Origin of the sequence: Streptomyces sp. A5-4, assembly GCF_051131715.1 — a bacterium.
Taxonomy (GTDB): Bacteria; Actinomycetota; Actinomycetes; order Streptomycetales; family Streptomycetaceae; genus Streptomyces.
Genome location: NZ_CP178591.1, coordinates 8,440,054 through 8,454,004 on the forward strand (window position 1 = coordinate 8,440,054; position 13,951 = coordinate 8,454,004).

Genomic DNA, 13,951 nt, shown 5'->3' on the forward strand with positions numbered 1-13,951 from the left:
CTCCATGGACTTCAGCCTCTTCTACTTCGCGGACGACAGCACCCCGAACGACGGCGGCGGACGGTATGAGCTGCTGCTCGAAGGCGCACGGTTCGCCGACCGGCACGGCTTTCGTGCGGTGTGGACCCCCGAGCGCCACTTCCATGCCTTCGGCGGGCTCTATCCGAACCCGGCGGTGGTGGGCGCGGCGCTGGCCACAGCCACCGAGAACATCGAGATCAGAGCGGGCAGCGTGGTGTCGCCGCTGCACCATCCCGTGCGGATCGCCGAGGAATGGTCGGTCGTCGACAATCTCTCCGGGGGCCGAGTCGGTGTCTCCTTCGCCTCAGGCTGGCATCCTGTCGACTTCGCACTGAGCCGGGGGCCCTACGAGGACCGCAAGCGCGTGATGATGGACAGCATCGAACAGGTGCGGAGTCTGTGGCGCGGTGAATCCCTCGATGTCGTTGACGGGACCGGGCGGACAACACCGGTACGGGTGTTCCCGCCTCCCGTACAGCAGGAGCTGCCGGTCTGGGTGACCAGCGCCGGCGAGGTGGAAACCTTCCGCGCAGCGGCCACTGCCCGGGCCGGGGTACTGACGCATCTGCTGCATCAGGACGTCACCGAACTCGCCACCAAGATCGCCGAATACCGACGGGTCGCCCAGGAAACACACAACGGGTGGAACGGCCACGTGGTGTTGATGCTGCACACCTTCCTCGCCGACAGCCGGGACGAAGCCCGAGAGGCCGTGCGCGAGCCGCTCCGCGACTACCTCAGAAGCTCCATCCAGCTCATCACCCGGTCGTTCAGGGAGGCCGACCCCGATTTTGATACCGATGAGCTCGACGAGGAGGACATCGACTTCATTGTGTCCCGGTCCTTCGACTCCTACTTCGACGAGCGAGGGCTTTTCGGCACGGTGTCCGAGGTGGCCGACACCGTGGAGCACCTGCGCGGCATCGGTGTGGACGAGATCGCCTGCCTGATCGACTTCGGAGTGGACACAAAGACCGTGCTGGGTGGACTGCGCCACGTGAACACGCTGCGTGAGGCGTCGCAATAAGGCTTGGAGGCCGAGAAACGTATGATCCCTCTGTCGTTTTCACAGCTGCGGTTCTGGTTCCAGGGCGAAATGGGCGACCAGAACGAAGCCCCCATCGCGTCCTTTGTGCTGCGCCTGTCCGGCCCACTGGACGCATCGGTGTTGCGGGCCGCGTTGCGGGACGTGGTGATGCGCCACGAAATTCTGCGAACGCTCTTCCCCGTGGTGGACGGCGAGGCGCTGCAGCTCATCCTGGACGCGGAAACCGGGGCGGCGCGGTTCGAACTCCCGGTGCGGCGGATCGCGCCGAACGCTGTCGACACGGCCGTGGCCGATGCCATGGAGCAGGAGTTCGACCTCTCGTCGCAGACGCCGCTGCGGGCGGTCCTGCTCTCCACGGCCCCCGACGGCCACGCGCTGGTGATCACGGTTCATCACATCGCCTTCGACGGGTGGTCGACCGCGCCGTTCGTACGGGACATGTCCACGGCCTACGAGGCCAGATTGGCCGGCCGTGCACCGCAATGGGCGGAACTCCCCGCGCAGTACGCCGACTTCACCCTCTGGCAACGTGATGTGCTGGGGACGCCCGAGGACCCGGAGAGCCTGTTCGCGCAGCAGCTCGCCCATTGGCAGAAGAAGCTCGCCGACCTGCCGACGGAACTGGCGCTCCCCACCGACCGACCCCGTCCGGCCGCCGCGAGCCACCGCGCCGGTGCCATCCCCATCCATCTGAACCCCGAGGTCCACCGAGAGCTCAAAGCCGTCGCCCGGGAACAAGGCGCAAGCCTGTTCATGCTGCTGCATGCCGGACTGGCGGGGCTGCTGCGGCGCTGGGGCGCCGGCGTGGACATCCCCGTGGGCAGCCCGGTGGCGGGCCGCACCGACGCGAACCTCGAAGACCTCATCGGCTGCTTCGTCAACACGGTGGTGGTCCGCACGGACACCTCGGCGGACCCGTCCTTCAATGAGCTGGTGGGGCGGGTGCGATCCGATCTGCTGTCCGTGTACGAGCACCAGGACGTGCCCTTCGAGCAGGTCGTGGAGGCCGTGAAACCAGTGCGCTCCGCCGGGCGGCACCCCTTGTTCCAGACCATGCTCGTCCTGCAGAACAACGCGACCACGAAGCCCCAACTGCCGGGTGTGGTGGCGGAGATACTGGGCGACCCCAGGGACAGGTCCATCTCCTTCGACCTGCTCTTCGACATCACCGAGGCAGCGGGGGGCCTGGAAGGACGGCTCGTCTACGCGGAGGACCTGTTCGACCCTGCGACGGCCGAACGCCTTGCCCGCTCCTTCGAGAGCTTCCTCACGCAGGCGGTCTCGAACCCCTCCCGGCCGATCGGACAGCTGGACGTGGTGACGCCGGCGGAGCGGCTCAGGATGCTCAAGGAATGGAACGGCGCCGACTTCCCCCTGCCCGCCGGGTCCGTGCCGGACCGCTTCGACCAGCAGGTCACCGAGGGGCCGCGGCGCACCGCGGTGATCTACGGAGAGAATCGTCTCACCTACGAGCAGCTGGACACCCGGGCGGAGCGGCTGGCGCGCCACCTGCTGCTGCGCGGCGCGGGCCCCGAGCAACTGGTGGCCGTGGCGATGGAGCGTTCCGCGAACCTCCCCGTCGCGCTCCTGGCCGTCCTGAAGAGCGGCGCCGGCTACCTCCCGCTGGACCTGCGGAGCCCGGACGCCCGGTTGCACACCGTCCTGGACGAAGCGCGCCCGTGCCTGATCCTCACCGACGCCCCGACGCGCCCGCGCGCCGTCGAGCTGTCGGCCGTGCACGCGAACGTTCCCGTGGTGGTCGACACCGAGGCGGACCACCTACCGCAGACCCGCGAGGAACTGCCCGGTGTCTCCGGAGCGCACGCTGCCTATGTGATGTACACCTCGGGTTCCACGGGACGCCCCAAGGGCGTGGTCGTGACCCACCGGAACATCCTGGCCCTCGCCGCGGACCCTTGCTGGGCCGACGGTACCCACACACGTGTGCTCGCGCACGCACCGCATTCCTTCGATGCCTGCACCTACGAACTGTGGGTGCCGCTGCTCAACGGCGGCACGGTCGTCGTGGCACCGCCCCAGGAGTCCACCGCTGATTTCAGGCACCAGACGGTGGCGGAGCACGGCGTGACCAGCGCCTTTCTGACCGCTTCTCTCTTCAACTCCCTTGTCGAGGAACGGAGTCCCCTCCTCGCGGAACTCAGTCACGTACTGGTGGGTGGCGAAGAGCCCTCGGCCGCGGCTGTGCGACAGATGCTGGAGGAATTCCCCGGCACCATGTTGACCAACGCCTATGGGCCGACCGAGAACACCACTTTCACGACCAGCCATCACCTGACATCGGCCGGAGAAGCAGGCGGAAAGCCGTCGATTGGGCGTCCGTTGGTGAATACGCGGGTGTATGTGTTGGATGGGGGGTTGGGGTTGGTGCCGGTTGGTGTGGTGGGTGAGTTGTATGTGGCGGGTGCGGGGTTGGCGCGGGGGTATGTGGGCAGGGCGGGGTTGACTGCTGGGCGGTTTGTCGCGGATCCGTTTGGTGGTGTGGGGGAGCGGATGTATCGCACGGGGGATTTGGTGCGGTGGGTTGGTGGGGGTGTGCTTGATTTTGTGGGGCGGGTTGATGATCAGGTCAAGGTGCGTGGTTTTCGTATTGAGTTGGGGGAGATTGAGGCGGTGTTGGAGGGTCATCCGTCTGTGGTGAGGGCGGTGGTGGTGGTGCGGGAGGATCGGCCGGGGGAGCGGCGGTTGGTTGGGTATGTGGTGCCGGTGGGTTCGGTGTCGGTGGTGGGGCTTGTTGGGGAGTTGTCTGCGCGGTTGGTTGAGGTGTTGCCGGATTATATGGTTCCGGTGGTTGTGGTGTTGTCGGGTGGGTTGCCGGTGACGGTGAATGGGAAGTTGGATCGTGCGGGGTTGCCGGTTCCTGATTTTGCTGTTGTGGCTCCGGTGCGGGAGGCGGGTACGGTGGCTGAGCGGCTGTTGTGTGAGTTGTTCGCCGATATCCTGGGTGTGCCGAGCGTCGGTGTCGACGACAGCTTCTTCGACCTCGGGGGTCATTCACTCCTGGCAATCCGGCTCGTGAGCCGACTGCGCACAGCGCTGAATACGGAGATCGGCATGCGCGCGATCTTCGAAGCCCCCACGCCGGCCGAGTTGGCCGCCAGGTTCGCCGAGTCGAAGCCCGGGCGCAAACCTCTGACGGTGCGGCGGCGGCCCGCCTCGCTGCCGCTCTCCTTCTCCCAGCTCAGGTTCTGGTTCCAGGGAGAACTGGCCGCCGCCGACGAGACGCATACGATCACGACGTCCTTGCGCCTCTCGGGTGATCTGGACGTGGTGGCGCTGAGGGCGGCGCTGCAGGATGTGGTCGTACGCCACGAAAGCCTGCGGACCGTCTTTCCGGCAACGGACGGACAGCCACAACAGCGGGTCCTGGATGTAGCTGACGTTCAACTTGATCTGCCGGTACACCGGATCGCGCCGGAAGACCTCGCGCAGACGGTGGCCACGGTCTCACGCCTCCCCTTCGATCTCGCGCGCGAGGTGCCGCTGCGCGCGGTCCTCATCGCCAGCGGCGCACAACAGCACACCCTCGTGCTCACGGTTCATCACATAGCATTCGACGGTTGGTCGGCGGCGCCGTTCGTGCGGGATCTTTGCACCGCCTACGAAGCCCGGCGGGCGCAGTGCGCACCGCGGTGGGCGGAGCTTCCCGTCCAGTACGTGGACTTCACTCTCTGGCAGCGCGAGCTGCTGGGTGATCCGGCAATCGCCGAAAGTCCCTTCGCCAGTCAACTGGCCCACTGGACAACGGCATTGGCGGACCTACCGGACGAACTCGACCTGCCCGTCGACCGGGTACGCCCCGCCGTCGCCTCGCGCCGCGCGGGATCCGTCAAGGTGCACCTGGACGCGCGGAGCCATCGGCGGCTGACTGAACTGGCCCGCCAGGAGGGAGCGAGCCTGTTCATGGTGCTGCACGCGGGACTGGCGGGCCTGCTGACCCGGTGGGGCGCCGGGACGGACATCCCGTTGGGCAGCCCGGTGGCAGGCCGCACCGACTCCTCCATGGACGGCCTCATCGGCTGCTTCCTCAACACGGTGGTCATCCGTACCGACACCACGGGCGCCCCGACCTTCGCCGAGCTGATCGGGCGGGTCAGAGCAGAGGTGCTGTCCGTGATGGAGCAGCAGGATGTGCCCTTCGAGCGCGTGGTCGAAGCGGTGAACCCGCCACGGTCCGCGGCGCGCCACCCACTCTTCCAAGTGATGCTCAGCCTCCAGAACAACGCGGCGGCCTCGGTCGACCTCCCTGGCTTGGAAGTGGAGGCCGTGGACGACGACCGCTGTCCGTCGACCGCGTTCGACCTGCTCTTCGACATCACGGAGGCCCAGGGAGGCCTCGAAGGACGGCTCATCTACGCGGAGGACCTGTTCGACCTGGCCACGGCCGAACGCCTGGCCCGCCACTTCGAGAGGTTTCTGACGCAGGCCGCACAGGCGCCCTCTCTGCCGCTGCGACAGTTGGAGATCCTGCCTCCGGACGAGCGTCGCGCCGTCCTGGAGGAGTGGAACGGCCATGCGCGGAGTGTGGCCACGGAGCCGGTACCGTACTGGTTTTCGCGGCAGGCGACGGAGTCGCCCGACAGCGCCGCTGTCGTATGCGCGGGCACCTCGCTGAGCTACGCCGAACTGAACGCCCGTTCCAACCGATTGGCACGTGAGCTGATCGGGCGCGGCGCGGGAGCGAACCAGCTGGTGGCCGTGGCCATGGAGCGCTCCGTCGATCTTCCCGTCGCCCTGCTGGCCGTGCACAGGGCTGGAGCCGCGTACCTGCCCATCGACCCGGGGCACCCGAAAGAACGCATCGGGATGGTCCTGTCCGATGCCCGCCCCCTCATGGTGCTGTCCGACCTCGCCACCCGCCGAGCGGTCGGCGACGCCGAATGGGTCGCCCTGGACGACACACACCTGACCGCGGCCCTGGCGCGACAGTCGCAGGACGAGCTTTCCGCGGCGGAGACGGGAGGCGCCGTCCTGCCCGACAGCGCGGCGTATGTGATCTACACGTCAGGGTCCACCGGCAGGCCGAAGGGCGTCACGGTCACTCACCGGAACCTCGCCAATCTGCTGGAGGGCATGGGTGACCACCTGCCCATGTCACCGGCGGACCGGCTGCTTGCCGTCACCACCGTGGCCTTCGACATCGCCCACCTCGAACTGCTGCTGCCCCTGCGTCAAGGCGCCTGCGTGGTGATCGCGGATGACGAGACCGCCCAGGACCCCTTCGCGCTGGCCGGCTTGATCGAGGAACACTCGGTGACCGTGATGCAGGCGACCCCCTCGCTGTGGGCCGGACTCGTGGAGAGTGTCCCGGAGGCTCTGCGGGGGCTTCGCGTCCTGGTGGGAGGCGAGACGCTGCCCGGCAAACTCGCCGGTGAGCTGCGCTCCTTGGCCGTCGAGGTCACCAATGTGTACGGGCCCACCGAGACGACCATCTGGTCGCTCGCGGCGCGCGTCGAGGCCGACAACGTACAACGCCCGTCGATTGGGCGTCCGTTGGTGAATACGCGGGTGTATGTGTTGGATGGGGGGTTGGGGTTGGTGCCGGTTGGTGTGGTGGGTGAGTTGTATGTGGCGGGTGCGGGGTTGGCGCGGGGGTATGTGGGCAGGGCAGGGTTGACTGCTGGGCGGTTTGTCGCGGATCCGTTTGGTGGTGTGGGGGAGCGGATGTATCGCACGGGGGATTTGGTGCGGTGGGTTGGTGGGGGTGTGCTTGATTTTGTGGGGCGGGTTGATGATCAGGTCAAGGTGCGTGGTTTTCGTATTGAGTTGGGGGAGATTGAGGCGGTGTTGGAGGGTCATCCGTCTGTGGTGAGGGCGGTGGTGGTGGTGCGGGAGGATCGGCCGGGGGAGCGGCGGTTGGTTGGGTATGTGGTGCCGGTGGGTTCGGTGTCGGTGGTGGGGCTTGTTGGGGAGTTGTCTGCGCGGTTGGTTGAGGTGTTGCCGGATTATATGGTTCCGGTGGTTGTGGTGTTGTCGGGTGGGTTGCCGGTGACGGTGAATGGGAAGTTGGATCGTGCGGGGTTGCCGGTTCCTGATTTTGCTGTTGTGGCTCCGGTGCGGGAGGCGGGTACGGTGGCTGAGCGGCTGTTGTGTGAGTTGTTCGCCGATATCCTGGGTGTGCCGAGCGTCGGTGTCGACGACAGCTTCTTCGACCTCGGCGGCGACAGCATCGTGTCGATCCGTCTGGTGGCCCGTGCACGCGCCCGCGGTCTGGTGATCTCCGCTCGCGACGTCTTCCGCCGCAAAACCGTCGCCGAACTGGCCAAGCACGCTCGTGAGCGGCCCCCGAAGAGCGGCCGGCCCACGCAGGCAGGCCAACCGGCCGTGGGCGCGGTGACCGCCGTACCGACACCGGACGGCGCGGGTGAGCCGATCACCCGCGCCGTACCGACACCGGACGGGGCGGGTGAGCCGATCACCCTCACGCCGATCATCCAATGGCAGCGTGACCGGGGCGGCCCGGTCGACGGGTTCCATCAGTCCATGCTCGTACGCACCCCGGCCGACCTGCGGACGGGGCGGCTGCAGACAGTCCTCCAGACGCTCATCGACCGGCACGAAGCCCTGCGCATGCGGCTGGAGCGTACCCCGGCGTGGCGCATCGACGTACTGCCACGCGGTCGCGTGCGTGCTGCCGAGCGGGTGGTGCGCGTCGATGTCGCCGGCCAGGACGACGTGGAGCTGTCCCGGGTTGTTCGTGCGGAGGCCGACTCGGCACGCCAGCGGCTCGCGCCGGGCGACGGGAACATGGTCCAAGCCGTGTGGTTCGACGCGGGACCGGGACGTTCCGGACGACTGCTGCTGATGATCAACCATCTGGTGGTCGACGGCATCTCGTGGCGGATTCTCCTGCAGGACCTGCGCACGGCGTGGGACGCGACCACGGACGGCGAAGAAGGCGCCGACACCATCGCCGCGGACACGCAGTCGGTCTCGTTCGCGGAGTGGGGCACCCGGCTGGCGAGGAACGCGCTCGAACGGTCCGGCGAACTCCCCTTCTGGACCAGCCTAGTTGAGGGCGCCGAAGACCTGCTCCAAGGCTCCGCGCTCGACCCGGGGCGTGATGTCCTGCGCACACAGGGCGCCGTGACCCGAGTGCTGCCCGCGGACCGCACGGAGCGACTGTTGACGCACGTTCCGGCCGTGCTCGGCACCGGCATCAACTCCGTCCTGCTCACCGCCCTCGGCCGGGCGGTGCAGAGCTGGCGCGCGGGTCGCCCCACCGGCGACAACGCACCGTTCCTGGTCGACGTGGAGGGGCACGGCCGGGAGGAGATTGCCGACGACCTCGACCTGTCCGCGACGGTCGGTTGGTTCACCAGCATGTTCCCCGTGCGGCTCGAAGGGCGAGCGGCTGATCCGGACGGCGCCCTGCGGGCGGTGCATGAACAGTTGACCACCATGCCGGACAAGGGTCTCGGCTACGGCCTGTTGCGCCACCTCAACCCGGATACCGCACCGGCCTTGAGTCGACTGCCCCGACCTCAGGTCATGTTCAACTACCTCGGCAGGTTCGACCGCCCGGCCGACGCCGAGTGGGCACTGGTTCCGGAGGCCGGAGCCGTCGGCGGCGGCGGCGACCCGGACATGCCGCAGACGCATCTGCTGGAGATCTCGGCAGTCACCATGGACCAGGACAACGGCCCGGAACTGCACGTCACTTGGGCGTACCCCACCGGCCTGCTCGAACGGGAGCAGGTGGAGGAGCTCGCCGACCTGTGGTTCGTGGCGCTGGAGACCATGTCCGTACGCGCCCATGAAAAATCCCCGCGCGCACGCGGAAAGGGAGAGACGGTATGACAGCCGGAGAGTCCGAGCGGGAGACCCGGCCGTCACCGCTGCAGCAGGGGTTGTTCTTCCACACCGCGTTCGACGCGGACGGTCAGGACATCTACACCACCCAGCTGACCCTCGACTTCGAGGGCAAGGTGGAACCGGCCGCGCTGCACGACGCCTGCCACGCTGTGCAACGCCGCCACGACAGCCTGCGCTCCGGGTTCCGAACAGACGAATCGGGAGAGCCCGTACGATTCGTTCTTCCCGACGCGCCGCTCAGCTGGCGTTCGGTGGAGCTGTCACACCCCGACCTCGCGGCGCGGCAGGCGGAGGCCGCCCGGATCACTCAGGAGGAACGCCTCCGGCGCTTCGACGTGGGACAGCCGCCGCTGATCCGCTTCCTGCTGATCCGCGTCGCGGAGGAGAGCTGGCGGTTCGTGCTGACGAACCACCACATCATTCTTGACGGCTGGTCGACCTCGCTCCTCCTCGAAGAGCTCCTCCAGCTGTACGCCGCCGGGGCGCAGGACGCGAACTCGCCCCCGGCGCCCATCTACACGGCCTATCTGGACTGGCTCGCCGAAACCGACCTCGACGAGGCGCGGGAGGCATGGGGCGCGGCCCTGCTCGGTGTCGACGGAGCCACGCTGGTCGCGCCGGAGAGCGCCGACAGAGGAGCCGTGGTGCCCGAGCGTGTCCTTCGGACACTGCCCGCCGACAGCAGTGCGGCGCTCGCCGACCGCGCTCGGCGCTGCGGGGTCACGCTCAACACCGTGGTCCAGGTGGCCTGGGGGCTTGTCCTTCGGCAGCTCACCGGGAGAGACGACGTGCTCTTCGGCATGACGGTCTCGGGCCGGACCGTAGAGGTCGAGGACATCGAATCTCTGGTGGGGCTCCTTATCAACACCCTTCCCGCGCGCGTGCGGCTGGGGCCCGAGGACACCCTGGCCGACGTTCTCGACAGGGTGCAGGACGAGCAGCTGGACCTGTTCGAACACCATCACCTGGGGCTCACGGAGATCCAGCGCCGGATCGGGCTCGGGAACCTCTTCGACACCACGACCGCGTTCGAGAACTACCCGACGGGCGGCGAACTCTCCCTGGGCGACGCGCGCTGTGTCGGCGTTGGTGGCTTCGACGCCACCCACTACCCGCTGTCGCTGATCTGTACGCCGGGGGCCGAGCTGGGCATCCGCCTCGACTACCGGCCCGACCAATTCGACCGGGACGAGGCGGAGAGGTACTGCGACTGGTTCGTACGGATGCTGGAGGCCGTCGTCGACGACCCGGATCAGACCGTGGGAGGCCTTTCCGTCCTGACCGCTCAGGAGCGTCGGCGGATCCTCGTGGAGTGGAACGCGACCCAACGCGCGGTCGACCCCGCGACGCTCCCGGACCTGTTCGAAGCACAGGCTGCTCAGGCCCCCGACGCCCCCGCGGTGACGCACGACGGCAGCACCCTCACCTACCGTGAACTCAACCAACGGGCCAACCGGTTCGCGAGGCTGCTCATCGCGCGCGGAGCCGGGCCGGAGACACTCGTGGCCCTGGCTCTGCCCAGAGCCCCGGACATGGTCGTCGCTGTGCTCGCCGTCCTCAAGACCGGCGCCGCCTACGTACCGGTCGACGTGCGCTATCCCCCTGACCGGGTCGCCCACATGCTCGCCGATGCCCGGCCCGGGATCGCCGTCGTCACGGCAGCGAGTGAACTCGCCCTGCCGGAGGGCATGCACCGGATCGTCATGGACGGCGAATCGGTGACACGGCACACCATGAACCTGGGTGATGGCGCCATCACGGATGCCGAGCGCACCCGGCCACTGCTGCCGCGCCACCCCGCGTACGTGATCTACACCTCCGGTTCCACCGGCGTTCCCAAGGGGGTGGTCATCGAGCAGGCCAACGCGGTCAACTTCGTTGCCACGGTGAAAGAACACTTCGGGCCCGAGGCCATGTCGAGGATTTTCGCCTCGACCTCCTTGAGCTTCGACGTCTCCATCTTCGAAATCATCGCGCCCCTGGCGATCGGTGGACATCTGGAACTCGTCGACGACCTCTTCTCCGTTCTGGAACAGGACCGTTGGCTAGGGAGCCTGCTCAGTGGCGTCCCGTCCGCGATGGCGAGCGTCCTGACGAGCGGCAGCACCCAACTGTCCGCGCGACATGTGGTGCTCGGCGGCGAGGCGGTACCGCGAGGCCTGGTGCACGACCTGCGGGCACGTATTCCCGGCTGCGTCGTCTCCAACCTCTACGGCCCCACCGAGGCAACCACGTACGCCACCATGTGGCGGAGCCCGGACGGCCCGGCCGAAGGGGATCCCCCCATTGGCCGCCCGGTCCCCAACGCCCAGGTGTATGTGCTGGACCAGCGGCTCCAGCCCGTGCCGGTCGGAGTCCCGGGCGAGCTGTACATCGCGGGCGCGGGCGTCTCCCGCGGCTACCTGAACCGCCCGGGGCTGACCGCTGAGCGCTTCGTCGCCTGCCCGTTCGGCCCTCCGGGCCGACGGATGTACCGGACCGGAGACCGGGTGCGCCTGCGGCCCGACGGCAACCTCGACTACCTCGGGCGCCTCGACGACCAGGTGAAGATCCGAGGCTTCCGCGTCGAGCTCGGAGAGGTGGGAGCGGCCCTGCTGCGGCACGGAGCGGTCGCCCAGGCTGTGGCGGTCGTACGGGAGGACCGGGCGGGCGACCGGAGGCTGGTTGCCTACGTCGTCGCGGCAGCGCCCGATGCGGCCCTCGATGCGCGGGACCTGCGACGGTTCCTCGGCGAGAAGCTGCCCGAGTACATGACCCCGGCCGCGATTGTGCAGGTGGCCCGCTTCCCGCTGATGCCGAACGGCAAGCTGGACCGGGCGGCGCTGCCGGCTCCGGTGTACGAACAGTCCGGCCGTGCTCCGCGCGATGCCCGCGAGGAGGCACTGTGCGCCCTGTTCGCCGAGGTGCTCGGGGTGGACAGCGTCGGCGTCGACGACGGCTTCTTCGACCTGGGCGGCCACTCGCTCCTCGCGACACGGCTGGTGAGTCGAGTCAGGAAAACCCTGGGCGTCGAACTCTCCATCCGCACCTTGTTCGCGGCGCCGACAGTGACTGCGCTGGCGAAACGGCTCGACGGAGTCAGTCGCGAGGCCGGGCTCGATGTCCTGCTGCCGCTGCGGCGCGAAGGCAGGAACCGGCCGCTGTTCTGCGTCCACGCGGCGAGTGGCCTGGCGTGGCCGTATGCCCGACTGCTGCCGCACCTCGATCCGGACGTGCCTGTCTACGGACTGCAGTCGCGCAGTGTCGGCGCACCCGAGACGGGAGTCCCGAAACTCGCCGACATGGTGCGGGACTACGCCGACCGGATTCGCTCGGTCCAGAAGGAAGGCCCGTACAGGCTGCTCGGCTGGTCGGTCGGCGGGAACATCGCCTTCGCTGCGGCGGCCCATCTGATCGCGGAAGGCGAACGCATCGAATTCCTGGCCCTGTTGGACTCCTACCTCCCGGGGAATACGACCGCGCTGCCCGACTCGGACGAGATGCTGCGCGACGTCCTCGGCGGGATCGGCTTCTCCGCCGACGGGGGCCCAGGGGAACAGCTCGTATCCCTTGGAGAGCGGGCGGTGGAGGGAGTGCGGCTGGCCGCCGACTGCGCGGTCGAGGTCCTGCGGACCGTGCCACCACACAGTTCGGACATCGACATCGTGTACTTCCGGGCCGCGGCCGACGGACCGCGGGACGGTGTGCTCCCCGGGAGCTGGGCAGCGTTCGGCGGCGGCCGGTTCACGATGCACGACATCGACTGCGGGCACTACCGGATGATGGACCCCGCTCCGCTCGCCGACATCTGCCGCGCACTGTCCGAGCACGTCGCGGAACGCGGAAAGGAAGCCTGACATGCAGCTTCTCTCGGAAATCGACTTCGCGGATCCGGCTCTGCACGCGGAAGAGGACCTGTCGCAGGTATGGCGGCGACTGCGCACACAGGAACCCGCCCACTGGCAGCCGGGACGCGGTACCCGGCCCGGCTTCTGGGTCCTGACGCGGTACGAGGACGTGGCCGGGGCCTACCGTGACGCGGGACGCTTCCGCTCGGACCGGGGCAATGTCCTCGACACCCTGCTGAGCGGCGGCGATTCCGCGGCGGGACTGATGCTGCCCATCACCGACGGTGCCCGCCACGCCGAACTGCGCGGCGCGCTGATGAAGTCCTTCTCACCCCGAGCCCTGTCCGGGGTGGTCGACAGCATTCGAGCGGCTTCCCGGGAGCTCGTCGGCGAGTTCCTGGAAAAGGGCGGGTGCGACTTCGCCCAAGACGTCGCGGGACAACTGCCGTTGCGGGCCATCTGTGACCTCCTGGACGTACCGCAGTCAGACCGGCAGCATCTCCTGGACATGACGTCATCGGCCCTCGGCTCGGAAAGCGAGCTGAGACTGCAACAGGATTCCTGGGTCTCCAAGGGTGAAATCCTGCTCTACTTCACCGACTTGGCCGCGCAGCGACGCAGGAACCCGCAGGACGACATCGTCAGCCTCCTCACGAAGATTCAGGTCGAGGGCGCACCACTGTCCGACGAAGAGGTCATTCTCAACTGCTACAGCCTGATTCTCGGTGGCGACGAGACCACTCGTCTTGCTCTCGTCGGCGGCGTGGCCGCGCTCTTGGAGAACCCCGCGCAGTGGGCGGCGTACCGGTCCGGTGAGGTCGCCACGGATTCGGCAGTCGAGGAAGTGCTGCGCTGGACCACACCGACTCTGCATGCCGGACGCACAGCAGGCGCGGACTTCACCCTGCACGACCAAGTGATCAGAGCCGGCGACATCGTGACCCTGTGGAACGCCTCGGCCAACCGGGACGAGGAAGCCTTCGATGAACCGGACCGATTCCGTCTGGACCGGACTCCGAACCGGCATGTGACCTTCGCCTACGGTTCGCACTTCTGTCTGGGCGCCTTCTTGGCGCGGGCCGAGATCAGTGCCGTGCTGAGCGACCTGCGCGACCTGGTGGGGGAGATGGGCGCGGCGGGGCCGGCGCGGCGCGTCTACTCCAACTTCCTGGGTGGTCTCGGCTCACTCCCGCTCACCTGGACCCGGCAGGCGTAGGCGGCA

4 protein-coding genes are annotated in these 13,951 nt (G+C 68.1%); all 4 read left to right on the forward strand.

Going from position 1 to position 13,951, the window contains the following annotated elements; genetic code table 11:
* The first annotated feature begins 4 nt into the window (after nt 1–4).
* The 4 genes from ACLLJJ_RS39355 to ACLLJJ_RS39370 are packed head-to-tail and all read left to right on the forward strand — an operon-like array spanning nt 5 to nt 13,945.
* Nucleotides 5–1,048, forward strand: a complete 1,044-nt coding sequence (locus tag ACLLJJ_RS39355; protein ID WP_434599552.1) for a MupA/Atu3671 family FMN-dependent luciferase-like monooxygenase — start codon at nt 5–7, stop codon at nt 1,046–1,048.
* A gap of 21 nt (nt 1,049–1,069) precedes the next feature.
* Nucleotides 1,070–8,887: an amino acid adenylation domain-containing protein gene (locus ACLLJJ_RS39360; protein WP_434599554.1), complete on the forward strand. Its 7,818-nt coding sequence runs from the start codon at nt 1,070–1,072 to the stop codon at nt 8,885–8,887.
* Entirely contained in the window at nt 8,884–12,738 is a 3,855-nt protein-coding gene (locus ACLLJJ_RS39365) for a non-ribosomal peptide synthetase (RefSeq protein WP_434599555.1), read from the forward strand. The genes ACLLJJ_RS39360 and ACLLJJ_RS39365 overlap by 4 nt, the downstream gene beginning before the upstream one ends.
* 1 nt (nt 12,739) lies before the next feature.
* Complete coding sequence (locus tag ACLLJJ_RS39370; RefSeq protein ID WP_434599557.1) at nt 12,740–13,945, forward strand: cytochrome P450; 1,206 nt, start codon at nt 12,740–12,742, stop codon at nt 13,943–13,945.
* Nucleotides 13,946–13,951: the final 6 nt, after the last annotated feature.

Coding starts and splice junctions, on each gene's coding strand:
- ACLLJJ_RS39355 (WP_434599552.1), top strand. CDS start 5: ATGGACTTCAGCCTCTTCTACTTCGCGGACGACAGCACCCCGAACGAC.
- ACLLJJ_RS39360 (WP_434599554.1), top strand. CDS start 1,070: ATGATCCCTCTGTCGTTTTCACAGCTGCGGTTCTGGTTCCAGGGCGAA.
- ACLLJJ_RS39365 (WP_434599555.1), top strand. CDS start 8,884: ATGACAGCCGGAGAGTCCGAGCGGGAGACCCGGCCGTCACCGCTGCAG.
- ACLLJJ_RS39370 (WP_434599557.1), top strand. CDS start 12,740: ATGCAGCTTCTCTCGGAAATCGACTTCGCGGATCCGGCTCTGCACGCG.